The sequence below is a fragment of the Chryseobacterium sp. Chry.R1 genome (assembly GCF_039645525.1).
GTDB classification, from domain to species: Bacteria; Bacteroidota; Bacteroidia; order Flavobacteriales; family Weeksellaceae; genus Chryseobacterium; species Chryseobacterium proteolyticum.
Window position 1 is genome coordinate 3,281,116 of sequence record NZ_CP151793.1, and the last position, 26,323, is coordinate 3,307,438.

Consider the following 26,323-nt stretch of genomic DNA (forward strand, 5'->3'; position numbering starts at 1 on the left):
TCAAATATTGTTTCTTAAAATAAAAGGATTCTAATCGGAATATTCCTTCAGCAATTCCCTGTAGCTCATTAAAACGGTAGATTTTGATATGAAGCCGATAAAACGGTTTTGAGCATCCACAACAGGTAAATTCCAAACCCCTGTTTCATCGAAAATCTGAATGATCTTCAAAGGCTCATCTTCGGGATGAATAACTGCCGGCGGAGCTTTCATAAGCTGCTGGATGGTGAATGACGCATCTTTATCCCTGTTAAAAAGCAAAGGCCGGATATCGTCCAATGTCAGAATTCCTTTCAGCATTTTTTCATCATCCGTTATTGCAAATATGTTCTTTTTTCCATTTTTGATCAGTTCATAAAGATCATTAATGGGAGCATCCTGGCTGATAGTCTGGGAGTCCCGGTCTATCAATTCTTTTGTACGAAGTGAAGACATCAGGTTTTTATCATGCTCATGGGTAAATATTTTGCCCTCATCAGCCATGTTTTTTAGCTCCGGAGATATCGGGGAAAACCATTTTGCCATTAAATAAGACATTACAGAAACAATCATTAACGGAATGAACAGATCATATCCGAAACTGGATTCGGCAATAAGAAATATAGCCGTAAGAGGTGCATATAGTACGCCACTCATCGCGCCTGCCATTCCTACAAGAACCAGATTGGTAACAGGAACATCCTCAAACCCTATTTGCTGGCAGATCATGGCAAAAAGAAAACCGACCGTACCTCCCGCAAAAAGTGAAGGTGCAAAGTTCCCTCCGTTCCCGCCGCTGAAAATGGTAATAGAAGTCGCAAAAGCTTTTAACAGGCATATCAGGACCAGAAAAATAATGACCGTCCAGTTTCCGATTTCAAAGTATCTGAAAAGACTGTTTTCAATTATAAAATGGGTATTTCCATTGGTGAAATCCTTTACTGTTTCATAACCTTCACCAAATAACGGAGGAAACAGGACGCAAAGTAATGACAACGCGGCTCCTCCGATCATTGCCTTGCGGATGCGGGAAACTTTCAGCTCCTTAATAAAATGCTCTACTTTCTGGGAGATGATCACAAAATATCTGGCATATAAACCTGTAACAATACCTAATATCAGATAATACGGAACATTGTGGTAATTAAATGATTCTCTGGCGTGAAACCTGAAAAGGATATCCTCCTGAAGCAATATCCTTGATAAAAGACTTCCGCAGACCGCAGCAACTACAAGCGGAATAAAATCGGAAAAGACAACTCCCGTCAACAGGATCTCAAATGCGAACATTACTCCTGCTATCGGGGCATTGAATGCGGACGCAATACCTGCTGTTGCTCCTGCAGCTAAAAGCAAAGTTCTTTCTTTATATCCTAAACGATAAGTCTGCGCATAATTTGATCCTATGGCAGCACCGGTAACGGCGATAGGGCTTTCCAGCCCTGCAGATCCTCCCAATCCTACGGTAATGGCACTCTGAACAATCTGCGAATACATTTTTACTGAAGAAACGATACTGGAGTTTTGAGCTATCTCATAAAGAATAGCCCCGATTCCTTTCCTGTCCTGCCCTTTAAATAAAGTAAGAACAATACTGGTGGTCAGTACAATTCCTAAAAAAGGAAAAACAATATAAAAAAGGATCTGATATTCAAAATGGACTTTATTGACAATGAAATAATGGATGGTATGAACCAATGTTTTAAGGATCACACCTGCCAGTCCGGCAGTGCATCCAACCAGGATACCCGAAAGAATAAGAAACTGGTTGCGGCTGAGTCTGTTGCTTAGCCAATGAAGGACAAGTTCATAGCTGCGTACTTTCTCGAGACCATATTTCTGAAAATCTCTTTTAAACTTAAGAAAACTGAGGTATTTTCTTTTATTGTGAATCTTCACGTGTAATTATCGGGTATTTGAGTGTTTTTTACAAGTATTCTTCCATTGCTTTACACAGATATTACCATGTAAAGAGGAAATTAATGTTATAAAAAGGGTTAATGATTAATGAGACTTTTCACAGTTTTTATTTAAAACTGATACTTGGGATAACAAATATAAGGAAAAAAGAACACTTAGATTTTAGGAAACTTTAATTATCATGAGATGATCAGGATTGTTTTTTTTTAAGTTTGCCAGGAGTACCGCGATTTATAAAGATTGCTAAATAAAAAAAAGTTTTTATTAGAACTCAATTTTTACAGTTTAGGAATTTTTTTAAACTTCAATTGATGTTTATGTCACTCTTTTCCTATTGCTTGCCAATACCCATTCATCTTTTTTACAAACCGGACAATCTCCTGCGTTTCCCTGATTTTTCCTTTCCGTATGCCCACAGAAAGTACATGAATAATATCCTTCTTCATCGATGTACTTTACGGTTTTTTTTAAAGAGTCCGGCATAATAGGAAGGCCATATTTTACCTGGGTATCTTCAAAATAAAATACGCTGATTTCTCCTGAAATTTCTTCAATAGCTGTTTCGATCTGTCCCAGCTGTGATATGCCTTTTAATCTTAACTCTGCAAAAAATTCATCGCTTCCCAGATTTTCTTTTTTGAAGTTCTCAATAGCAAACTTTCCATTTTTAATAAGGCAGATAGAAGTTCCTTCAATGATTTTTTCAACGTTTTTGTATTTTCCGATCAGATAGGTAATGATGCTGTACATAATGATGATCACGAGGAAAACAATGATGGAAGAAATAATTCCGACATCTTTATTGAACATGGGGTCTCCGGCGGCAGAACCTAAACCGATAATCACAACAAGTTCAAAAATTGAGAGTTGTTTTACACCCCTTTTGCCTAGAACCCGGAGGCCAATAATGATCGTCAGAAACATAATAGCCGTACGAAGAATGATTTCAAGAATAAATGACCATTCCTCATGTCCCATTAGTAATTCTTTCCAGTTGAGTTCTAAGAGCAATATGGATATCATAGAAATTAATTTAGAATGAACATCCAAAAAATAAGCCATTTCAATAGGAAATGAAATGGCTGTAAAAGATTAGTTTGCTTTATATAAGGCTTATTCCATACTTTATAGTAAGTGCGATTTCTTAGATTTTTGAAATCACTATCTCAAATTATTTTTGATTATTTGTTCTCAAAATATTTATTGAATAAAGCCAGTTGATCTGATAATGATCTGCTCCAGTATTCCGTAGTGTGGCCGCCCAGTGATTCTGTGTACAGATGCTGGATTTTATTGGCTACGAGTTTTTCATGAAATTTCCTGTTCATCATGATCATTTGCTGATCTTCAGTACCACAATCAAGAATATAGGTTTGATTGGCGCCGATCATTTTCTCTATTTTACTGTCCGTAAGAAACTTTGGATCAAGCTTTTCCAAAGGGCCTAAAACCTCATTAACTTTGTATTGTTCATAACCTTTTCCAATAGATTTAAGGTCTAAAGCTCCACATGAACTTCCCACAATCCCAAAAGTGTCCTGATAAGTTACGCCGATGTTTACCGCACCATAGCCACCCATACTCCATCCTAAGATACCACGGTACTTTTTCTCTTTTTTTACAGGATAATTCTTATCGATATAGTCTACCAGCTCTTTTCCGATAAAAGTCTGATATTGTGAGTCTTTTTTCAAAGGGCTGTCTACATACCAACTGCTGTAATTGTCGTCAGGCAGGATATAAATGGTGTTGTAGGTTTTGGCTTTGTCAAGCAGATTAGGCAGGTCTTCCTTTACCAGCCTGTCCGGATTGCCACTGAACCCGTGGAGAATATAAACTGTTTTATACGTTTCTTTAGGCTTAATATTGGGTGTAATGATAATGGTTTTAATATTTTTGTTCATCCGTGGGCTGAAAATTTCTTTGTGGATGAGTTTTTGTGCGGGTGTAAGCCCGAAAGTGATCAATACCAGAAGCAGGTTTACCAAATTTTTCATGCGCTAAAAATATTTAATTAAATACGTAGTGATATTGTGAAATAGCATGGCAAAATTGTGCCAGATATATTCAAAAAGCTATTTATTAAGCCATTCTTTTTGTAATAAAGCAAAAACGAGATCATCAACCCAAACACCATTTATATATAAGCTTTCAACAAAATGAGCTTCTTTTCTGAAACCTATACGATTCATAAGATCAATTGAACTTTTGTTTGCGGGGTCAACAGAGGTTGTAATTCTATGCTTGTTAAGGTCTTTGAACATCAAATCAATCAGGCTTTTCAATGTTTCTGAAGCATACCCTTTATGGTGGTGTTTTTTGTTCAGGGTAATTCCAAATTCAACCTGTTTGTTTTCACTGTCTATAAAATGGATGCCAACATCCCCGATCACGTCATTTGTCTTCCTGTCCGTAATCAAAAGCTGATACCAGGTTTCCGGCTGATTGAATTCTTTAGGATTTCTAAGAATAAAAGCTTCCACTTCATCTATTGTTTTGGGGATCCAGCTTTGGAATTCATTGGTTTCAGCATCTGACCGGTATTCGAAAAGAGCTTCTTTATCACTTACATGGAGGTCTCTGAGGACTAATCTCTCTGTTTCAAGAATCATTGTAATAGTTATTATGAGGAGCTAATTTAAGAGTTTAAGGGGTAAGAATCAATATTCATGGGAAAAATTGATCATTAAACTTTAAATTTAGACAGCGTGGAATTAAAGATTTACTTTTCTTCAGTATCTCCTCCAATCAGCGAAAAAGGATGCAAAAATATACTCCCGCATACCATGCTTAATGTAACAGATCATAATTTTGTGTTTTTTTAAATCTGTGTATCGTTGCCGGCAGCGAGAGTATGGGCTATTTCATTTTCAGAAATAGGTTAAGAACGTCTATGATATTTTCATAAATGAAATCAAGCTCTTCTGAGGTAATGCAATAAGGAGGAACCAGATACATCACATTTCCCAGCGGGCGCATGATAATTCCTCTGGACAGAAATTCATTGTAGATCTTTTTTCCGGTTTCATTAAAGTATGAAGTTCCCTGATCCGTTTTGAGCTCCCAAGCCAGAATGGTTCCCATTTGGCGGACATTTTCCACTTTCTTATGCTGCTGAAGGATTTTTGTAAAATCAGCATGTTGTTGGGAGATTCTTTCAATGGCAAGTTGTGTATCTTGCTGTAATAAAAGCTCCATACTGGCAAGTGCCGCAGCACAGGCTAAAGGATTTGCTGTAAAGGAATGCCCATGGAATAAAGTTTTATACTTATCATCGGATAAGAAAGCATTGAAAATCACTTCCGAGCAGGTTGTAATACCCATTGGCATTGTTCCGCCTGTTAATCCTTTTGAAAAACACATGATATCCGGTTGTTCGGACAGGTGATTCGCCGCAAAAAGTTTTCCCGTTCTTCCGAATCCTGTAAAAACTTCATCCTGAACCAGGATGATTTCTTTTTCCCTGCAGAACTTCATAAGATTACTAAGATCTTCAGCATGGTGTACCAGCATTCCGGCAGCTCCCTGGATCAATGGTTCGTAAATAAAACAGGCCACATCACCGGCAAAACCTTCAATCCGGATTTTTAATTCCTCCAGATTTTCAGAATTCGGAGTATCTATGAAGATCACTTCAAACAGCATTTCGCCAAAAGGCTGGGTCCAGATGCTTCTTCCGCTCACTGACATCGCTCCAAAGGTATCTCCATGATAAGCATCTTTAAAAGCAAGTATCTTTGTTTTTGATTTTCCCTGATTATAAGCATGCTGGATGCTCATTTTTAAAGCAACTTCTACCGCAGTTGATCCGTTATCTGAATAAAAAACCTTCTCCTGATTATCCGGTAATAGCTTCAGGAGGTTTTCAGAAAGCTGTATCGCCGGTTCGTGGGTAAATCCGGCAAAAATAACTTGCTCTAATGTATTCAGCTGACTGTAAACACGTTCGGCAATATGCTCATTAGCATGTCCGTGCAAAGTAACCCACCATGATGAAACAGCATCGATATATTTTTTACCTTCATTGTCATAGAGATATACTCCTTTTCCTTTGACGATAGGAATTGCATCGTCAGCTGTTTTCATCTGAGTATACGGATGCCAGTTCACGGCCCGGTCTCTTTTTTGTAATTCGTTCGGCATAGATTGATTTATATTGTGTGTTGTTTTAGTGTGTATGATGAAGGGGAGAAAAAGAGGAGAAAAGAAAAAAGAACAAAGAATAAAGACCTGGATTTATCTGTAATTTTGCCTCTAACCTCTAACCTCTAACCTCTAACCTCTAACCTCTAACTTTCACTATTCACCAAGGCTTCTTCTCTTTTTTTCATCGGTTTCAATCCGAGGGTATTGAGCATTTGCATATCTTCCGAAACTCCTGGGTTTGGGGTTACTAAAAGAGTTTCCCTTTCTCCGGTAAAAATGGAATTAGCTCCTGCCATAAAGCACCATGCCTGTTCGGTTTCGGTCATCTCGATGCGTCCCGCGCTCAAACGAACCATTGATGATGGCATTACAATTCTTGCGGTAGCGATCATTCTCACCATTTCCCAGGTATCTACTTTGGGGTTGTTTTCAAGAGGGGTTCCGGCTACTCTGGCTAAGGCATTGATCGGAACGGATTCCGGGTGTTTAGGCATTGTAGCTAATGTCAGCAGCATGGAAATACGATCCCCATTGGTTTCCCCAAGACCGATAATCCCTCCGGAGCATACAGTAATTCCTGCTTTTCTAACGTTATTAATGGTATTGATCCTGTTATCGAATGTACGCGTTGAAATAATTTCTTCATAATACTGTTCAGAGGTATCCAGATTGTGGTTATAAGCATATAACCCTGCTTCCTGTAAACGTATTGCCTGTTCTTCTGTGAGCATTCCCAATGTACAGCATACTTCTAATCCGAGCTCGTTTACTCCTTTCACCATATCGATTACGCGATCAAAATCCTTGTTGTTGCGTACTTCACGCCACGCAGCAGCCATACAGAACCTTGAAGATCCAGAATCTTTGGCTTTCTGGGCATGTTCAATTACTTTTTCTGTAGGAAGTAAGGCCTGTACTTTGATATTCGTATGATAGCGTGCAGCTTGTCCGCAATAGGAACAGTCTTCCACGCAACCTCCTGTTTTTATTGATAATAATGTTGAAATCTGTACTTCTTCAGGGTTATGCCATTCCCGGTGAACGGTCGCAGCTTTGTATACAAGTTCTAATAGAGGCAGGTTAAATATTTCCTCTATCTGCTCTTTCGTCCAGTCATTTCTAAGTTTTGTTGTTTTATCCATTGTATACGTGTTTTAAATTGTTTGATATTGTTTCTATGTTTTCTTTTGTAATTGAATCCATCTCAGGTATTCTGATGATATGGGTTTCTTTTTCTATATAGTTGATGATCACCCGTTCTGTATCGGTGGGAAAAGATCCGTTAAGGATCAGGTATTTTAATGAAAGCCCTCTTTCTCTTAAAGCCATTATGGATAACAAAGTGTGATTGATACATCCTAAATAATTTCTGACTACCAGGGCAACAGGTAACTGCAGTTTTTCTATCAGGTCAATCATAAATTCATGATCCGAAAGTGGTACCATTAATCCTCCGGCTCCCTCTACGACCAGGGTGTTTGATGTATCCGGTAACTGAAAATCGTCAACACTGATTTGTTTTCCTTCTGCTGCTGCAGATTGATGAGGAGAAGCCGCGAGGTGTAAACGGTAGGTTTCGGGATAACAACAGACCTCATGTCCCACCCAATTATTAATTTTCATACTGTCCGTATAATGAAGATCTCCGGATTGAACGGGTTTCCAGTAATCTGCTTTAAAATGGTTGGTTAAAATTGCTGAACAAACTGTTTTTCCTATTTCGGTTCCTATTCCGGTGACAAATAATTTCATAGGTTTAATATTGTTTAAAGGCGAAATCGCTGAACAGCTTACTTGCTGAATCTTAAAATTGTGGATTTATAATGTTGTTAAAAAGTAGAAGGCTTTTACCTCTTGATAATCAACTACAAATCCTCAATTCTGTGATTTCGTTATTTTATATTCACATAATTTCTCTGATTGTTGTGGCAAGCTCAATAATCTCTTCTTCGGTATTAAAATTGTGCAGACAAACCCTTAATCTTTCTGTTCCTTCTTTCACGGTTGGACTGTAGACTGCATAGGTGAGCATTCCCTTTTCCGATAATGTTTTTTGCAGCAATTGTAATTGGTGGTTATCAGGAATAACAATAGCCTGTACCGGGCTGCTTTCTGATGAAGGGCTTTGAAGTCCTTGTTTTCTAAAAAGGGTGATATTGTGCTGTAGTTCTAATGCTAATTCAGGATGGATTTTCAGGAAATTATATCCGGCTTTTACAGAATTCCATTGAACATCCTGTGCTGATGTGGTATAAATAAAAGGAGACGCAAAATTAATGAGATAGTCTTTGATCAGCCGACTGCTTAAAATAGCTGCTCCATGTGCCCCTAAAGCTTTACCATAAGTTATCACAGTAGCCAAAACCCTGTCCTGTAATTGATTTTCATTAACTAATCCATATCCTAAAACACCAAAACAATGAGCTTCATCCACGATGAGATGGGCATTGTATTGTTCTGCCAGCTCAACAATTTTTTGGATCGGAGCAAAATCACCTTCCATCGAATACAGGCTTTCAATGCCAATGTAACAGTTTCCCTGAATTTTGCTTAATTTTTCTTCTAAGCTGATAAGGTCATTATGTTTAAACTTGATCTTTTTTGCATGGGTGATGCAGCAGGCATCGTGTACCGATCTGTGGATGTGTTCGTCTACAATAATAGTATCCTGTCTTCCTGGCAGGGCAGAGAACAAAGCCAGATTGGCATTGTATCCGGAAGAAAAAAGCAATGCTGAATCGTATTGATGTTGGTGGGCAATAAATTCCTCCGTGTGAACGGCTACTGCACTATTACCACTGATTAGTCTTGATCCTGTGCTGCCTGCTAATAATGCAGGATTATTCTGAACCTGCCCGAGCAAATAATGCTGAAATGCTTTATTTTGTGCCAGACCCAGATAATCATTAGAATAAAAATCTGTTCCTTCAAGCTTAGGCCGGAGAGACCTTAAGATTCCCTGCTCTCTTCTTTTATCCAATGCCTGATGGAAATGAGCTAATTGACCCTCTCTCATTTTTAATTCAGCTGTATTACTTCTTTTGTAATGGAACTGATCCATTGTTCATGTAACTGATGTTCAATTTTAAGAATCTCTTCTGCATGAAGCTGCCAGTCTGGTGAAAACTCATTCAGTTGATTGATCATTTCCTCTAAGTGTCCTTCTTCTTCAAGAATGATTGACTTTACCATAATTTTAGAAGATTCTTTAGTCAGGATATCCTGATATACGGGATATAGCTCATCGGCACGTACTTCAATGGCATAGGTTACAAAAAGGTAAGCCGCATATTTTAGCTCTTCTTTGGTTAAGGAAAATGCTTTTTGTAAATATTTACACGCTTTAATATCCAAAGAGTGCAGATATTGACGGGTTGCCAATGAAGCCAGAAGCTCCTCTTTTTCATAGGTTTTACAAAAGTCGGGATTAAGCTTTCCGATCTGCTTTTTCAGATAGTAGGCATGGCGGTGTTCTTCTGCTGCATGTTTTAGCTGGATCTGGCTCACCTGGGTAGGATGCTCACAGCTGGAAATTTTTCTGGCTCCTGCATTCTCCATAAAAGATAATGTATTCAGCCATTTGGCATGAACCTCATTATTTTTTACAATACGTTCTAATAGATTGTAAAATTCCATGTATTTTTATTTTGATTCAAATGTAGTATATTGCCGGATGGTTGAATGGTGCCAGTTTTAATATTATGGATAGTCCGGTTGAAATTCCTTATCAGAGTTTTGTCAAAATTAACAGAAGTTCAGACGCTTCAATATATATGCAGATTGCCAATCAGCTGATCAATGCGATTCAGCGTGGTTACCTTCCTTTTGGGACCAAACTTCCGGGAACCAGGGCTTTAAGTCAAACCCTTGAAGTACATCGTAATACGATTGTTGCCGTATATGATGAGCTGTTTGCTCAGGGCTGGGTGGACAGCATCCCGAATAAGGGGACATTTGTTATCGGGAAAAATAAGGATGAGCCTACAAAGGTTAAAAATTTTGAAACCAATGACCTTGAACATTATCCGAAAACAACAGGCTTTTCTTTTAAAACGTCCAATATCCTCGATAACCCATTTGAGCATTCTGCATGTGAATATCTGTTGAATGATGGGGTACCGGATATCAGGTTAACACAGATTGACCAGCATTCCAAGATTTACAGTGCTATTCTCAAGCGTAAAGCACATCATAAAATGCTTGGCCATTATAATCATGACGGAAGTGAATTCTTTAAAAAGAACCTATCTCATTACCTGAATCTCTCAAGAGGGCTTCCTATTTCCAAAAAAAATCTGCTTATTACAAGAAGTACGGAAATGAGCATCTATATTGTCTCGGAAGTACTTTTATCAGAAGGCGACACTGTATTGGTAGGAGCACTGAGCTATTTTTCGGTTAATATGATACTGGAGAAAGCCAGGGTTCACATTGTTCCTGTTCCTATCGATGAAGAAGGAATTATGGTGGAATATGTAAGGGAGGCTTGTGAAAAGCAAAAGATACGAATGTTATATCTCACTCCTCACCACCACTATCCTACCACGGTAACGTTAAGTGCTCAAAGAAGACTAGAGCTGCTGAACCTGGCGAACGAATTTGGATTTGTGATCCTGGAGGATGATTACGATTATGACTTCCATTATGATAAGAGTCCTATCCTTCCTTTAGCAAGTGCAGATACAAACGGAATGGTTGTTTACACCGGTTCTTTCGGAAAATCACTGGCCCCGGGATTCCGGACAGGATTTATTGTGGCTCCGGAAAACCTGATGACTGAATTGCGGAAATATTTGGGAATTATAGACCGTCAGGGTGATATTCTTATGGAGCAGGTATTGGGTGAAATGATTGCTGAAGGAGAAATTCATCGTTATCTTAAGAAATCGGTCAAGATTTATCAGGAAAGAAGGGACCAGTTCGCTCTTTTACTGGAAGAATATCTTGGGGAATATATACGGTTCCAAAAACCATCAGGCGGCTTAGCGATCTGGATTGAGTGGAATGTTCCCCTGAACCTTATGCAGCTCAGCAGGAATTGCGCTCAGAATAACCTATTCATTCCTAAAACATTATTGTATCAAAACAAAAATCTTACGGCAATGAGGCTGGGATTTGGAAACTTAACTTTCGAAGAAATGGAACAAAGTATCAGAATTTTATCTGAAAATGTAAAGAGACTGATTTCATAATTTTTGAAGTCCATAAAAAAGAGTACCATTTTTGTTACTCTTTTTAGTGGCTATTTTGAAAAAAGGAATGTCTTCGCTTATGAATTTTTGCATGACTCCTTTTTGTTGGTTTCTTTTTTTTCCTGTTTAGATAAATCATAAATCCTGTAATGGGAAGTGATGCTGCAATTAAACCAGCAATGAGATATAAAATTCTGCCTGCCGTACCCAGAATACTTCCTGTATGCAGATCGTAATTTCTTCCTCTTAGAGCGGTTCCGTTCCCGATATTTTTGTCATTATACAATTGATGTTTTAAAGTTTCCCCGGTATATTGATCAAAATTGAATTGCTCATTCTGGTATTGTTTTTCACCATATGTTATCTCTGCATAGTACGTTCCCTCTTCTTTTTTGGGAAAACTGATCAATGCGGATTTTTTACCTGCCAGACTTTTTTCCACTTTATTCCCTACGATATCCAGGATCATTTTTTGATTGGAGAACCCGGTGGCGGGTACTGTACTTTTAGCTTTTTGTTCAGTGTGGGCCTTTCCGTTTAAAGTTTTCTTTACCCATTGATCAATATTTTCAAAATTCCATATCACTGCGGAATAGCATATCAGAAGCAGAGGGATCACAGCATAAAAACCCAGAACATTGTGACTGTCATAATTAATTCTTTTCCAGTTAGCTGATGTTTTAATAAAAAACATGCCTTTCAATGCATTTTTATTCATTTTACGGGGATACCAGATCACTAAGCCGGAAAAAAGCATGATCGCTAAAATCAGTGTGGAATATCCCGTAATGGTCTTTCCTATCTTTTCTCCAAGCAATAATCTTCTGTGGAGATCCATCACAATTTCAAAAAAGTCGGTTTTGGCGTTCTCAACTGCAAGAACTTTTCCGGTATAAGGATCTATATAAACCCTGTAATAATAAATATAAGTTCCCCAATATGTCCATGCTTCGTCATTCATTTTCAGGGAACGGAATGCATAACTGCGGTAAGGATCGGAAGATATCTCTACCCTGCTAAGTTTTAAGCTGTCAGGTAATGCCTGTTCAGCTTTCAATTTTAGTTCCGAAAACGGGAGCTTTTCATTTTTAACTGATCTGACAAAATATTTTTCAGGATAGAACGTATGTTTTAATTCTTTTTCAAATGCCAGGATGCAACCGGTAACTGCCATTATTACAACTATAAGCCCGGACATTAGTCCGAGCCATAGATGTAATTGATATGTGATTTTTCTCAATTTAGAATTCATTATTAAAACTTAAGGCTAACCTCAGCAACAAAATTACGAGGCATTTGGGCTACTACAACACCTTGCCCTGCAAAATATTGGGCATTCCCTAAATTATTCATTTTAAATCCTAGTCTGTATCTTTCTTTTTCAAGAGAGACAGAAGCATTGATCAATGTATAGGCAGGAAATATAAATTGTCCTGTAGTTGCATTATCCACTGTTATTTGTTTACCTACACGATTAAGTCCGAAACCTATACCTAATCCCTGTAGTCCGTTGATTGGGAGTATGTAACTGATCCATGAATTGAATACATTTGCAGGACCCGAAGATGAAGGACGGCGGCCTTCCACATTTGCCGCGGATCTTACAAATTTACTGTCATTGTATGAATATCCTGCCATAATATTTAAACCATGGATAGGGTTTAAAATGGTTTCAATTTCAATTCCTTTACTTCTTTGTTCTCCATCCTGAATGGTTACATTATACCCTTTTCCATCTCGAATCACAACATCTGCCCTTAGCATATTGTCGACAAGGATATTGTAATATCCGATCGTGAAATTCACCTTGTTTCTCCACAAATTTCCTTTAATTCCAGCTTCCCATTGATTAGATCTTTGAGGTTTAAAATCTCCGCTATAATCTGGAAGCGGCTGAGAGCTCGGAGCTACATAGCTAAAACCATTCATATAGTTGGCGTATGCAGACAGGCGATCTTTAAATACCTGGTAAACAATACCCAGTTTCGGTGACCAGGCATTCTGATTGAATGCACCTGTATTCGTATTGGTATTAAGGTCAAGTTGACCTTTACTTTCATAATGATCAAAACGTAAACTTAGCAATGTAATTAAACGGTCGGTAATATAAACGGCATCAGAAATATAAGCCCCATACATATTACTTGAAATTGTATTTCTTTCCAATGGCGATTTTCCTGTTTTAGTAATAGCATTTTGTGTGAAAATCTGTATTTTCTGAAGTGCCAGATCTTTTGATATTGCACCGTATTTACCCGTAAGATCCCTTCCGTTGATCGTATCATACTTTACGATTGGAGAATTATTATTGTTCAGTGACTGATTTAAATAATCCAATCCGATCAGGAGTTTATTTTTAATTTTCCCAATTTTAAATTGTCCGTTAAAATTCTGCTGGATACTTGTGGAAGCTCCTTCGGAATTCTGCCATTGTACGTTACGCTCCAGCATATCGTCTCTTTTAGGTGATCGGATAAATTGATACTGGTATAATCCCTCTGTTTTTCTGTAGTTTCTCGAAATCAAAGTCTGCGAACTCCAGTTGTCGGAAATTTTATAATTAACCTCAGCTTTTACATTGATAGACGGAGCTTTTAAACTCATATCATTGTTGGAATATGATCTTTTCCAGTCAAATCCAAGCTCCTGAGGAGTATGTGCTTCAAACGGGCGTGTTCTGGCAAGGAAAATAATCGGCGTATTCGTTCCTTCGTAGGTATAAATCTGCGCTCCAAGATTGAACTTTAATCTGTCATTAACCTGGTAACTCAGTGTAGGAGCCACAAACATAGACTTTCTGAACTCAGAATCCCTGAATCCGTTCTGATACTGATATGCTGCATTTAATCGGAATAACGTTTTTCTGGAATCGGTGATCGGACCATAAACATCAGCTGTAACACGATTCAGGTTATAACTTCCCAATAAATAGGAAACTTCTCCCCCGAAATAATCTTTTGGTTTTTTGGTTACAACATTGATCAGTCCGCCAAATGATGTTACCGCTCCACCGTATAATGTTCCGGAAGGTCCTTTGATTACATCAATACGTTCAATATCTGAAGGATCAATTTCAGAGTTGGTGGTTGCCGGGACACCGTCTACCATCGAAACTCTTGTTGGAAAACCTCTTAAGTTATAGTAGAAACTTCCGTCTCCTGCTCTTCCGGCGCTTCCTTGCATTTTCACAACACCAGGAACGTTTTTCAAAGCATCTGAAACATCATAAACAAGCTGTTCTTTAAGGATTTGTTGATTGATGCTGGTGTACATCTGTGGATTTTCCAGGTTTTTCAACGGCATTTTAGCAATTGAAGTACTGTCCTTATCGAGAAATTTATTTCTGCTTACGGCATATACGGTAATTCCTTCAATAACATTGTTCTCCACCGCGGTATAAATAACCGGGATTTCATAGACATCTTTCTCAATACGAATGGTTTCACGTGTGAGTTCGATATCATTTAAAACCACCTGAAGAGTATACTCCCCAGGCGGCACGTTGTCAAAATAATATTCTCCTGAATTATTGGTTTTTGCCTGATAAGGCGTATTTACTAGTCTTAAAAGCGCGTTTTTTACCGGTGCTTTATCAGACAGCATGATCTTGCCGTTGACACGTTCGCTCTGTTGTGCAGAGACAATTACGGGAAAGCTGACAAGAAGTAAAAGTAATATAAGGGTTCTAAATGTTTTCATGCTGAAGGTTTTGTAACAGAGGATAATTTATTTTGCCGTTTTGTGATAGTGGAAATGTCTCTATATGTTCCGTGCGTACATATTGAGGATTGATGCGTAATTTATTCTTTATGGTTTCAGTGATAATCTGAGGATCAATTTCATTGTTGTCATATAATACAATGATCTTTTTGTCATTGGAATTCAGGCATACAAATGTGTTTCCCTCCAGTTCATTTTTAAGAATAAATTCAACCTCATCCAGGTTGAGACGAATTCCGAATAGCTTCATGATGCGTTTTATTCTTCCTGTAATATAGTACAGTCCATTTTGTCCTCGCCTGGCGGTGTCTCCTGTACGAAGCACTTTGGGTTGCTCATAAGTTGCAAGATCATGGAGTGTATTGGCATATCCTCCACATATACTTTCATGGAAGAAAAGAAGTTCATCTGTTTCCGGATCGATCTCAAAGCTTGCGCCGTGTACCGGGCTACCAATAGACGTTTCTTCTTCAAGAAGTCCATCGGTACTGAGGTAAGCCATTCTTCCTCCGGCTTCTGTCTGTCCATATTGGGCAAAGAATTGTTTTTCAAATTCATGACAGTAATTGAAGATCGTTTTTCGAAGTTCTCCGTTGATAACCCCTCCTGTATGGGTCATGTATCGTAGGCTTTTACTATCTTTTCTGAAGAAGCCTATTCGGTTCAGATTTTCATAAAGGTATGGTACGCCACCCAGTGTACTGTATCCGTACTCTTCCATTTCATCCCAGAATGCCTTTTGCATAATATCTTTATCCGTGCATACTATTTTCCCTGCCCGCATACAGTTGGTAGTGAAAATCGAAAAACCATACACGAAATTAATCGGGACATTTAACGGAACTACATCCGATTCCAGGATAGGCATGTATTGCAGAATACTCACCGCATTTTTATAAAAACTCTCATCCGAAAGCTTAACCAGCTTAGGAACTCCTGTTGTTCCCGAGGTGCTTAAAAGAATCTTAATATCCGGATGAATAGAAACTTCCGGTTTATAATCTTCTCTAACAAAGATTTTAATGGTTTCTGAGAATTCTCTGGATGAATATCCCTGAAGCTTTTCCCTTGACGGATCAAAGATGTATTTCGGACGGTATTCTGCTTCCAGGCGTTCTTTGAAGTCCGGGTGAAGCTTTTGTCCCAGAATTGCAATGGCATGAGCCGTACCATAGAAGTTCAGTAAAACTTCAATACTGGACAGCTGATTGTCATTGTATAAAAAAATCAATCCTTTTTCTACAGGATTCAGGCCTAATGACCGGTACAATGTTCCTACCGGAACACTTTTGCCACTGGAAGCCTCTATAAAAGAGAGGCTTCTGTTGGCAATTACATTTTCTAAAATTTTCATATACTTAGTTTTCTACGAGTACATCGTATTTTTTCATTTTGTCGCGGATCTTTCCTACAGTTCCCATTTCAAGAATATCATTAAAATCAAACTTTATTTGGTAGAACTGTTCCAATGCTTCTACTATAAGAAGATGGGACATAGAATCCCATTCCGGGATTTCCTGGTAGGTAAGGTTTTCATCAATCATTTCTTTTTTTACTGCAATTGCTGATGCAATAATTTCATAAAATTCGTCTGTTGTGTGCATTTTAAATTTTTATAGTTTTCCATTTACCATTTCTGAAGATCATAAGGAAAAGTACAGCCAGTACAATTTCCGAAGAAACGATAGCTGTAAATATTCCTTTCAGTTCCCATTGAAGCCTTACTCCAAGGAGATAAGCCAAAGGAAGCTGAATAACATAAAACATGATCATATACAGCAGGGTTACCTGCATGATATTTCCGGCAGCATTAAGTGCGCGGCTGATCACCATTGTAAAGCCTAATAACAAATAAGCCATTGAAACCACGTGGATATACTGGACTGCATACTGAGCGACCTGGGCTTCCGAAGTAAAAAAGGTAACAACATATTCCGCTGCCAGTTGCCAGAATAAAGCAACAGCCACGAGATATGTCATATTGATTCCTCCTGCCCTCCATACGGTTTTTTCCGCACGATCCGGATTTCCTGCTCCCAGATTCTGGCCCGTAAGAACTCCCGCAGCATTTCCTATTCCCCAGGCAGGCATGGTTGCCACAGAAGCTATCCTTTGGGCAATAATGTAACCTGCAAGTGCGGTGGTTCCAAAGGTTGCAATAATCTTCACCATAATCAGCCAGCTGGAGGCAGGAATAATATACTGAACCAGTCCGCCAAATGTAATTTTGAGGATTTTCTTTGTTAAGGAAAGGTCGAAGTGAAACTTCGTACCAATCTTGATACTGGTTTTTCCTGTAAGGAGGATAAAAAACTGGTATATTACCGCAAGCAGGCGGGATAAAACAGTAGCATAAGCTAATCCCATCAATCCGTAAGCAGGAATAAAACCAAGTCCGAAAACAAAGATGACCGCGAATACCATACTCGATATATGGCAAAGCCAAAGGGATTTCATGGCAAGGGAGGCATCTCCGGCCCCTCTGAAAAGCCCGTTAATGGAAAGCCTCAGAATAACCAATCCGATACTTAAAAATACCAGTTGGGAAAAAAGGACTCCATGATCAATACTATCGGGTTTAATCCCGAGAAAGCCGATGATATCGGATGCGAAAATAAATGACAGTCCCCCAACCAAGAGGGCAAATCCAAACGCAAGCAGTATGATATACTGTGCCGTTTGTCCCATTCCTTCCTTGTCTTTTTCACCTGCTCTCCTGGCCGTTAATGTAGCAGCCGCTATCCCAAGACCGATGGCAATCGCGTTGGCAAAATTGATGTAGTTATCTGTAATACCAACAAGTCCGAGGACCTTATCTCCAAGCTTCGCAATAATTAAAAGATTGATACTCACGAAAACAGATTCCATAACAAGCTCCATCACCATAGGAATGGCTAAACTGAAGATTGAACGGTTGATGCTTCCGCTGGTAAGCTCGGTTTTTCTCCCGGCTAATGCTCCGTACGCAAATACAGAACCGTCTTTTACAAGATGCAGGAACTTTTTCATAGTGCCACGACAGAATTTTTATTGGCTATCTGGTACAATGGGTTTGGTAAAGCACCATCTTTCTTTGGAATAGCAAATGCTTTGTTTTCACTGTAACCGTTATTTTTCAAGCGTACACTGTTGATATAGAATCTTTTGAATGACGGAACATACAGATCATATTTTGCATAGCGGTCCTTTAAATCAGGGTTTTGATTTTTGTAGTGCTCTATGCATTCATGAACAAGTGTCCAGAACTCTTCTTCTTTAAGATCCGAATAGGTATGAAGAACGTTTGATAAATATCTGAAAAAGGCATCAAAAACCCCAAGAAGAATGGACAATGGAACATTTTCCTTGTTTGAAGACTGAATCAGGCCGTCTGCCAGATGATCCGGTAATTTTTCTCTGGCTTCTGTCGTTAAAACAATGTCATCTACAAAATCTTTAATAACAATCCTTTGTGGAAGCCCGTTTCTCAATACCACCATAATGTTTTCTCCGTGAGGTGTTACGCAAAGAGAATGGGTGTAATAGATATGAAGAAGAGGAGTAAGATAAGCATCCAGATAATCTGTGATCCATTGTTTTACACTAATTCCTGCTTTTTCAGCAAAAGCTTGTACCAGGGGAACTCCGTTTTGATCCACATAGAGCAATGAAGCCATGGTAAACATTTCTTCGTCTTCCTTTAAATAAGATCCGGCACTTTCACGCCATAATGCTCCCAGGAACTCATTATATTGATATGGAACGCCTGTAATAGCACCGTATTGCGGATGGTGGTAAGCGATTGAAGCTTCTTCACCGAGAAATATGGTTCCTTTATTTTCCAGATAAGCATCCCCTTTGATCAGTCCTTTTACCCAATCTGTAATAGAGGGTGCTATTTTCATCTGTTTAGGGGAAAGTCCTCTGATGTTTCCGGTACTCAGAATGGAGACAGCCGTTTTTAAGTATCTCTTCTCAGGATGATCTGCATTGAATAAAGTACGGATGCTCTGTTGCGGGCTGTAAACGTCATTCCCTTCTCCCAGAGGAATTAGTATTCCGGAGACAAGATCTCCGGCAAAATGGATCTTTAACTTATGTTCCCATTGCCAGGGATGCACCGGGATGAAATGATAATCCTCAACTGATTTTCCTTTATTGATCAGTTTTTGTTGAAAATTCTGATATAATTCATCCCCGATTTCAGAGCGGTAAAATTCTTCCTGATCGATATGCCCTAAAGAATGAAAAGATGATCTGCTCTTATGAGCGGCAAACCAAAGGACTTTTAAGCTCTTATCCGCTTCCGGGGCAAAGGTTTCAAGGTCAGTAGGTGAAAAGCCTAATCTGCTTTTATTGACGATAACCCATGGGTGACCTGTCATCTGGTGCTCTACTGTCTGGTAATTACTGGATGCCAGATCCTTTGAAGTCATAATCCCTCTGGACAAGATCAGGGAATCACAATATAAAGTATGCAGTAATTCTTCTGTGTATTTTGCTAATGTATTGGAATCAAGATCAAAAACCGCCTGCATTTCAAGGAAAAATTGAGGGATATTAAGGATGTCGGTTTTTTCGCCATTCTCTGTTTTTGTAATACTGGCTTTATCAATATGCCAGAAATCCATCATTCTTTCCTGTCCCCTGAAGCTATATTCTATGTTTTCAAATCCTGTCTCAAGTCTGAAGATGGTATATCCTTCTTCATCTTGATATACAGCGACAGGCTTTAATCGCTCCTCATGCATTAATTCGGCGATTGTTTTGGCCATAAGGTCCCTGTTAGCCTGTAGCCAGTGTTTCTGGTTAATTATCGTATTATCGTTACTCATTATTCATTATATTTTGGCGGTTGGCATTGCGTGTTTTTCAACGTCAAAATCCTGGAAGGCTATTTTCTTTTCTATTTTATAATGCTCCCTTCCCAGAATATCATTGATGATATAAGAATTACGGTAAGCCGCCATTCCAAGGTCGGTAGAAATATAGCTGTGGGTATGGACTTCTGCATGAAGCACATAAATTTCACCTCCGTTATGATCTATTGAGTAATTCCTGTTCACGGCAAATAACCCGTTGGAATCCCTTTTAATTCTTGATTCAATATTTTTTAAGAATGAAGGTTCATGATAACGGTATCCTGTTCCAATTACGAGATAATCAGCTTCCTGTTCATAAGGGATATCCTGTTCCAATTGTGTAAATTCAAGGGTAAGACGTTCTGTATTGCTGTTATCTACCCGATCCAGCTGGCTGTTGGGAATGATCGTAAGCTTTGGATCGGCATTATCAATATTCAGATCATAGATAAAATCATAGATCTGGTTGATCAGGTCATAATTGATCCCTTTAAACTGTGCCTGTTGCTTGCTTAAGATAGCTTTGCGGGCAGCTTCGTTTCTGCTGTAAAAATAATCTACGTAATCAGGGGAAGTAAGCTCTAAGGTAAGTTTTGAATATTCCATCGGGAAAAACCTGTCAGGTCGGGAATACCATCCTAATTCCGTATTTTCATTGCGGCTTTGAAGAAGATCGTAAAAGACTTCCGCAGCACTTTGCCCTGAACCAATTACCGCTATTTTACGGCCTTTAGATAAAAGCTCCTCTTTTCTGTACAAATAAGAACTTGTATGAAGGATCCTGGAATCTTCTTTCGGAATAAATGAAGGAATATGGGGCTGTGTCCCGGTACCGAGGATGAGTCTTTCCGCTTTAAAAACTACCGCCTCCTTGGTTTTGGTGTGAAGTGTGGTAATCAGATAAAGTCCGTCTTCATAAATAATATCGACAACCTGTGTGGAAAAACGGCATTGTGGCAATTGGCTGACTACCCATTGACAATAGCGGTTGTATTCTTTTCGGGGAATGAAGAAATCTTCCCTGATAAAGAATTTATATAACCTGTTGGTTTCTTTAAGATAATTAAGAAGGCTTAAGGGATTGGTAGGATCCGCCATCGAAACACAGTCACACAAAAACGGTGTCTGAAGGGTTACGTGGTCTATCATTAATCCCGGATGCCAGTCGAAGCCATCCCTTTGATCAAGAAAAAGTGTTTTTAGTTCAGATATAGGATTGGATAAAGCAGCTAGCCCTAAATTAAAAGGCCCGATACCTATTCCTATTACATTATATATGGTTTCATTAGTCATGTTCAGCGATTTTTGCGGTGATTTGTACATCTTTGTTTTGTGGGAATTTTTCCCAATACCATTCTCTGTAGCAGAAGTTCAGATTGGCTTTTTTGTGTGGCATTTCAATGATTTTTTCTATTTTGAAGCCTACATGTGCCTTATTCATCATGGATGCAAAAGAATCTACAGAGCCTTCTCCTACCATTTTTCCAACTTCCGGTTGGGCAAAAACGTAATCTACCATAGATTGTGTGGAAGGAGAAACATATTTCTTTTTAGGATCTGTCGGAGCTATAAACTGATGCGTCCCATAGTCTGTAGGTATTACTTCATAATAATCTCCCACAATATCCCGGCATGGCCAGTAAACTTCAATATTGCAGGAAGGTTCATCATTACTCGAAATAATATAGCTGTGGGCTTCATCACCCGGTAACATCAGTCGGTAATAGGTTTCCAGCTCGTCAATCGGCCAGTTCATCTGCCATATTTTTACAGCATGCTCCCGATTGAACCATTCATGAAGCATTTCAAGATCCTCATCAAGGTTAATAGGACGCATACTGATTGTAACATCTTCTTTCTGAAAATAACGCCTGAAGAACACATCGTTTCCTTTTGGATTGATCAGCTGATCCGAGAAGAAATATTTGTAAAGAAGGTTGGGAACCCTGGCATAAGAAATAGCCCCGGCACTGGTAATTCCATCAATCTCATTGGCTACTGCCTTAAAGTTTGTTTTGGTTCCCCAATACCTGTTTTGAAGGGCATAGTTGGTAAACGCTGAAGGCATCTCATGGTGAACGGCATCAAACTCCCGGTATAATATATCAATCAGCATTCGTTCACTTACCCACCCTGTTTTTCCTAATGAGGCGATAAGTGCTGAAAAATTGCTCACCAGTACATGATAAGAAATGATATCTAAAAGACGCTCATCTTTGATAAAGAGATCCTCAATCTCCGGATATTCTTTAGCCAGCCCGGTATACTGGTCTCTCGAACTTTCTCTGAGGAGATAACCCTGTGCATCTCTTACAAAAAGTGTTTGAGGAAGCAATTGATCATCCAGCTGAATCAACAGGTTCTGCTGATGAGCTTCAGGAGCCATTCCATATTGGCTGTATAAGTGGTTTAATGGAGCGATTAATAGTTTAATATACTTTTCGAACCATGTGGTTATGGATTCTTCAAGACCCATTCCCAGGACATCTGAAACATCCGAGAAAAATTTCTGTATAAAAGTCTTTCCGTCAGCAGGCTCATCCTGGCATAACCTGGCGAGTAAAAGTATTTTATCTTCAGGTAAAAACGGATTTTCGCGAACTAATAAATTAAGACTATCAATGTTTTTATCATTGTGGTAGACTCCCAATGCTACAGGTTCTAAAAGAAGTTTGAACTGATTAAAATCCTTTTCAAATGCTGAAGCTGCGTGCTTTCGCCATAGTGCTGAAGCATAGCCTCTTTTTAAATCTTTTTCAGTGTTGATCCTGATCGAACCGGTTAAAAGAACATTCAGGGAAAACTTTGGCATCCATGGAATATGAGGGCTGTACATGCTTCTTATAGAAGATGTTGAATAAAATCCTTCTCCCAGGGCTCCGATGTGAATTAATGTCCTGTTTTCTATCATTTCCGAGCATTCTTTTATCGATAAAAGATAACTGGCTTCCCAGGGATGACATGGAACGATATAGAAGTCAGACAGGCTTTCCCCTTCTTTAAGATCATTTTTTCCAAAGTCCGAAGGCAGAGAAACGATGCTTTTCAGAAATTCATTGTAGGAGATCTCTAAAACAGAGTTTTCTACAACATTGTTTTTATGCACTAAAAAATACTCAAGCTGTATCTCTTTATTGAATTCAGGACCATATAAAAGCTGTTCTTCTTTTGAAAATCCCATCCTTGCTTTGGTAAAAGGATGAAGATTATGCCCTGCCGGAAGCCTCTGCTCAGATTCCAGAAAGGAGTAAGACACAGGATCATTCTCCTGAGCACCAGCATTCATGATCAGTTCCAGGTTTCTGAAGCTGCTTTGGATTCTTTTGGTAAACAATTCCAACCCTTGTTCACTGAATTGCTCAGAAAGCTCTTTATAAACCAAAGCTGTCAGCTGGTCGATATCCACCTCAAAAATGCTTTCATTTTTATGATCAACGGCCCATAAAGGCATTGCATAATCGTGAAATGAACTTTCGGAACGATAAGCAACAGGGGCGAATAAAAACAGATCGCTCTTTTTTAATTCAAATCTTATGTATAGCGGGTAATTGCTGTTTTGAAGTGCCCGGGCAGTAAGGGTATCATATTTTGGAACTCCTTCATAAAATCTTCCGTTCCCCAGTTCCCGCAACATACCATTCAATAAGATTCTGCTTGTAATGGTAAGCGCTTTTTCTGCAACATTAGTTTGTTGTTCCAAAATTTTCTCCATGCTTTTTTATTGTGTTTAATATTTGATGAATATCTTCAGTCGTAGTAATAGGATTCAGGAAAGTAAATTTCAGATAGAAATTACCATCAACCTTGGTACTTGCTACCAGGATCTCTCCACTGTAGAACAATTTCATTTTTATATGTAAGTTCAGTGCATTCAGATCTTCAATATCGTCTCTCAGATAACGGAATACCAATACACTAAGGTCAGTATGCGATAGCAATTCAAATTCCTGGTCTTCAGTGATCATTGCTGCTGCATCTTTAGTAAGATCAATCACCCTGTCGGTATATTCAGCCAATTGTTCCTGCCCCATCATTCTTAAGGTAAACCAAAGTTTTAAGGCGTCAAATCGACGGGTACTTTGTATAATAGACTTATTGATCTGTGCAGGAATCTCTTCCTCATCCATTTCTGCAGGATTCAGATAATCGGCATGATGTTTAAGAATTCGAAGTTCTCTCCTGTTTTTAACAATGAAAGCACTACTGCTGATCGGTTGGAAGAATGATTTATGATAATCTATTGTTACAGAATCTGCTTTTTCAATGCCGTTTAAAAGATGACGGTATTTCGCGCTTAAAAGTAAGGCACAACCATATGCTGCATCTACGTGCATCCAGATATTATGTTGAGCCGCGATATTCGCAATATCCTCCAATGGGTCTACATTGCCAAAATCTGTTGTTCCGGCCGTTGCTATGATCCCGATAGGAATATTTCCTAATTCGATCTCACGCTTCATGTATTTCTGAAGCAATGTAATATCCATCCGGAATTCATGGTCAGTGGGAACTTTTATTATGGATTTTTCCCCTAACCCCATAATAGATGCATTCTTTGAATTGCTGAAATGCGCTTTATCGGAAATGAAAATTCTAAAACGGCCGGCTTCAGGCGGTAAGCCGTCTTGTTTGATGTTGTGATGTAAGTTTTTTTGAGAGAAGACATCCCGCATCATCACCAATCCCATCAGATTACTTTGTGAACCTCCTGCGGTGAATACACCATCACTTTCAGAAGAATACCCTAATCTTTCTGCTGTCCAGTCAATCAGTTTTCTTTCCATAAAAGTGCCACCGGCACTCTGATCATAAGTATCCTGTGAAGAGTTGATAGCGCTCACAAGGATTTCTCCGGCTAATGCCGGAATTACAATAGGGCAATTGAGATGGGCTACATATTGAGGAAGGTGAAAGGCTGTGGCATGCTTTACGTAGATGTCATCCACCTCATTCAGGAGCTCTTCATAAGAAGAGAGTTTTTGGTTCAGGTCAATGTGCTGAACCTTTTGTTTCATTGTTTTAGCTTCTATTCCGCTAAATGGTTTGTCGTTTCTATGAAGAAATGTTCCGACCAGGTCTAAAGTGTCATTGATAGCGGAACGATAGTGATCATAATTATCCTGATGAAAAATGTTTTCAAATTTCCCCGAAAAGTGATTCAAAGTGTCGTTTATCACTCCTTCGTGAGGCAAAATTTCGTTGTTCATATATTTATTTATAACGTTGATTAAAAAAAATGGTGTTGACTTATTTTTATTTGGACATAGTTTATCTATCTCGTAATCAATACGTTAAGTTTTGTTTTTTTGCATTTTTTATTTGGTACTTAATTAAAAATTCATAAATTTGACAACGCAATTGTTATTTAGAATAATTAAAAACAAATATAATAATTTAATCCTAACACAAAATTTTTTTTAATGAATTCTCTAAAAATTCTTGAAGAAAGCAGTTTGACTATGGAAAGAGTACTTCCTGTAGCCATTCAGATTACAGATAGCGAGCGCAGGATGATCAAAGACGCGGTAGATCATCTCGAAAGAAAATATGGAACTTTTGAAAACAGAGAGTTTGTCATGCAGGTTCATCAACTGGCCTCTTATTTTTTACCGGAAAGATTATTAAAGGTTCTGGCGTCATTTGCCAGCGATTTTTCCAGAGAGCAGTATGGTGCATTGATTTTCCAGGGCCTTTTTGATATTGACCAGGAAAAAATAGGAACGACTCCACCCAACTGGCAATCGGCGGATTACTCAAAATTCAATCAATACGGATTTGCCTGTGCTTTGTTGCATGGTACCCTTCCATCGAAACCGGTACAGTATTATTCACAGCGTAAGGGAGGCGGGCTGATCCATGCGATCATTCCGGATGAAAAAATGCGGGATACTCAGACGGGATCAGGATCAGCTACAGATCTGTATGTCCATACGGAAGATGCTTTTCTTAAACATCAGGCAGACTTTTTAAGCTTTATGTATATCCGTAATGAAGAGCAGGTACCTTCTACCCTTTACTCTATCCGTTCCCATGAATCTATTCATGAAGATTACAAACCTTTATTTGATCCGATCTTTAAGATTCCTAAGGATGCAAATCTAAAAACCGAGGCAGAGGAAATCGATACTTTAGATGCTATTTTATACGGAAATAAGGAATTGCCGTTTATGAGATTTGATGCCGCAGAGCAATTGTTTAATCCGGATATTAAGCAAACAGATATTGCCCATCATGCGCTCAGTAAATTCTGGCAGGAAGCAAAACATCTGATTTATTCGGATTTTACTCCTCAGGCAGGAGACGTTATCGTCGTTAATAACCATTTATGTGCCCACGGAAGATCCGCTTTCCGCGCGGGAATAAAAAATATTAATGGTGTTGAACATACCTGTGAAAGAAGGATCATGCTTCGTATGATGAGTAAAGTAAGTCTTATAGATATGAGGGGACATACCCTTAAAGAAGATCCATTCTTTGTAATAGAAGAACATTTGGGTAAAAACTTCAAAGACTTCTAATCATTTA

20 protein-coding genes are annotated in these 26,323 nt (G+C 38.7%); 2 read left to right on the plus strand and 18 right to left on the minus strand.

The genetic code is table 11. The annotated features are described in order from the left end of the window. Nucleotides 1-30: 30 nt before the first annotated feature. From AAEU33_RS14880 to AAEU33_RS14920, 9 genes are all read right to left on the minus strand, one after another. On the minus strand, nt 31-1,878 hold the full coding sequence (locus AAEU33_RS14880) for a chloride channel protein (RefSeq protein WP_345988434.1): 1,848 nt from the start codon (nt 1,876-1,878) through the stop codon (nt 31-33). Between the two features lie 336 nt (nt 1,879-2,214). Then, nucleotides 2,215-2,922, minus strand: coding sequence for a YetF domain-containing protein (locus tag AAEU33_RS14885; RefSeq protein WP_345988436.1), 708 nt, complete (start codon nt 2,920-2,922; stop codon nt 2,215-2,217). A gap of 158 nt (nt 2,923-3,080) precedes the next feature. After that, the gene (locus AAEU33_RS14890; RefSeq protein ID WP_345988438.1) at nt 3,081-3,896 is read right to left on the minus strand and encodes an alpha/beta hydrolase-fold protein; all 816 of its coding nucleotides are present in this window, start codon (nt 3,894-3,896) and stop codon (nt 3,081-3,083) included. Nucleotides 3,897-3,974: 78 nt separating this feature from the next. Beyond that, entirely contained in the window at nt 3,975-4,511 is a 537-nt protein-coding gene (locus tag AAEU33_RS14895) for a GNAT family protein (RefSeq protein ID WP_172282750.1), read from the minus strand. 247 nt (nt 4,512-4,758) lie between these two features. Beyond that, entirely contained in the window at nt 4,759-6,042 is a 1,284-nt protein-coding gene (gene bioA, locus AAEU33_RS14900; RefSeq protein ID WP_345988440.1) for an adenosylmethionine--8-amino-7-oxononanoate transaminase, read from the minus strand. 146 nt (nt 6,043-6,188) lie between these two features. Continuing rightward, nucleotides 6,189-7,187 carry a biotin synthase BioB gene (gene bioB, locus AAEU33_RS14905; RefSeq protein ID WP_345988442.1) on the minus strand — a complete coding sequence of 333 codons (999 nt, stop codon included), beginning with the start codon at nt 7,185-7,187 and terminating at the stop codon, nt 6,189-6,191. Next, nucleotides 7,180-7,797: a dethiobiotin synthase gene (gene bioD, locus AAEU33_RS14910; RefSeq protein WP_345988444.1), complete on the minus strand. Its 618-nt coding sequence runs from the start codon at nt 7,795-7,797 to the stop codon at nt 7,180-7,182. Before bioD ends, bioB begins: the two co-directional genes overlap by 8 nt. A 151-nt stretch (nt 7,798-7,948) precedes the next feature. Continuing rightward, nucleotides 7,949-9,106 carry an aminotransferase class I/II-fold pyridoxal phosphate-dependent enzyme gene (locus AAEU33_RS14915; protein WP_345988446.1) on the minus strand — a complete coding sequence of 386 codons (1,158 nt, stop codon included), beginning with the start codon at nt 9,104-9,106 and terminating at the stop codon, nt 7,949-7,951. After that, nucleotides 9,064-9,681 carry a hypothetical protein gene (locus AAEU33_RS14920; RefSeq protein WP_172282757.1) on the minus strand — a complete coding sequence of 206 codons (618 nt, stop codon included), beginning with the start codon at nt 9,679-9,681 and terminating at the stop codon, nt 9,064-9,066. The genes AAEU33_RS14915 and AAEU33_RS14920 overlap by 43 nt, the downstream gene beginning before the upstream one ends. A 65-nt stretch (nt 9,682-9,746) precedes the next feature. On the opposite strand from AAEU33_RS14920, the gene AAEU33_RS14925 reads away from it, so the two are divergent. Then, nucleotides 9,747-11,237, plus strand: coding sequence for a PLP-dependent aminotransferase family protein (locus AAEU33_RS14925; protein ID WP_345988448.1), 1,491 nt, complete (start codon nt 9,747-9,749; stop codon nt 11,235-11,237). 43 nt (nt 11,238-11,280) lie between these two features. Here the strand turns inward: AAEU33_RS14925 and AAEU33_RS14930 are convergent, their stop codons facing one another. Genes AAEU33_RS14930 through AAEU33_RS14970 form a run of 9 tightly spaced genes read right to left on the minus strand, consistent with a single transcriptional unit; the run spans nt 11,281 to nt 25,005 of the window. Beyond that, nucleotides 11,281-12,489, minus strand: a complete 1,209-nt coding sequence (locus AAEU33_RS14930) for a PepSY-associated TM helix domain-containing protein (RefSeq protein WP_345988450.1) — start codon at nt 12,487-12,489, stop codon at nt 11,281-11,283. A 2-nt stretch (nt 12,490-12,491) separates the two neighbouring features. Beyond that, nucleotides 12,492-14,936: a TonB-dependent receptor gene (locus AAEU33_RS14935; protein WP_273648002.1), complete on the minus strand. Its 2,445-nt coding sequence runs from the start codon at nt 14,934-14,936 to the stop codon at nt 12,492-12,494. After that, a complete protein-coding gene (locus AAEU33_RS14940; RefSeq protein ID WP_345988453.1) occupies nt 14,923-16,311 on the minus strand; it encodes an AMP-binding protein in 1,389 nt (462 codons plus the stop codon). Before AAEU33_RS14940 ends, AAEU33_RS14935 begins: the two co-directional genes overlap by 14 nt. A 4-nt stretch (nt 16,312-16,315) precedes the next feature. Further along, complete coding sequence (locus tag AAEU33_RS14945) at nt 16,316-16,561, minus strand: acyl carrier protein (protein ID WP_172282766.1); 246 nt, start codon at nt 16,559-16,561, stop codon at nt 16,316-16,318. 1 nt (nt 16,562) lies between these two features. Beyond that, nucleotides 16,563-17,966, minus strand: coding sequence for an MATE family efflux transporter (locus tag AAEU33_RS14950; RefSeq protein WP_273648000.1), 1,404 nt, complete (start codon nt 17,964-17,966; stop codon nt 16,563-16,565). Beyond that, nucleotides 17,963-19,771 carry an IucA/IucC family siderophore biosynthesis protein gene (locus AAEU33_RS14955; RefSeq protein ID WP_345988455.1) on the minus strand — a complete coding sequence of 603 codons (1,809 nt, stop codon included), beginning with the start codon at nt 19,769-19,771 and terminating at the stop codon, nt 17,963-17,965. Before AAEU33_RS14955 ends, AAEU33_RS14950 begins: the two co-directional genes overlap by 4 nt. Nucleotides 19,772-19,777: 6 nt before the next feature. Further along, a complete protein-coding gene (locus AAEU33_RS14960) occupies nt 19,778-21,091 on the minus strand; it encodes a SidA/IucD/PvdA family monooxygenase (RefSeq protein WP_345988457.1) in 1,314 nt (437 codons plus the stop codon). Then, nucleotides 21,084-23,510, minus strand: coding sequence for a GNAT family N-acetyltransferase (locus AAEU33_RS14965; RefSeq protein WP_345988459.1), 2,427 nt, complete (start codon nt 23,508-23,510; stop codon nt 21,084-21,086). Before AAEU33_RS14965 ends, AAEU33_RS14960 begins: the two co-directional genes overlap by 8 nt. Beyond that, nucleotides 23,482-25,005: an aspartate aminotransferase family protein gene (locus AAEU33_RS14970; RefSeq protein ID WP_345988461.1), complete on the minus strand. Its 1,524-nt coding sequence runs from the start codon at nt 25,003-25,005 to the stop codon at nt 23,482-23,484. The genes AAEU33_RS14965 and AAEU33_RS14970 overlap by 29 nt, the downstream gene beginning before the upstream one ends. Nucleotides 25,006-25,218: 213 nt before the next feature. Between AAEU33_RS14970 and AAEU33_RS14975 the strand changes: the two genes are divergently transcribed. After that, nucleotides 25,219-26,316: a taurine catabolism dioxygenase TauD gene (locus AAEU33_RS14975; RefSeq protein WP_345988463.1), complete on the plus strand. Its 1,098-nt coding sequence runs from the start codon at nt 25,219-25,221 to the stop codon at nt 26,314-26,316. Nucleotides 26,317-26,323 lie beyond the last annotated feature (7 nt).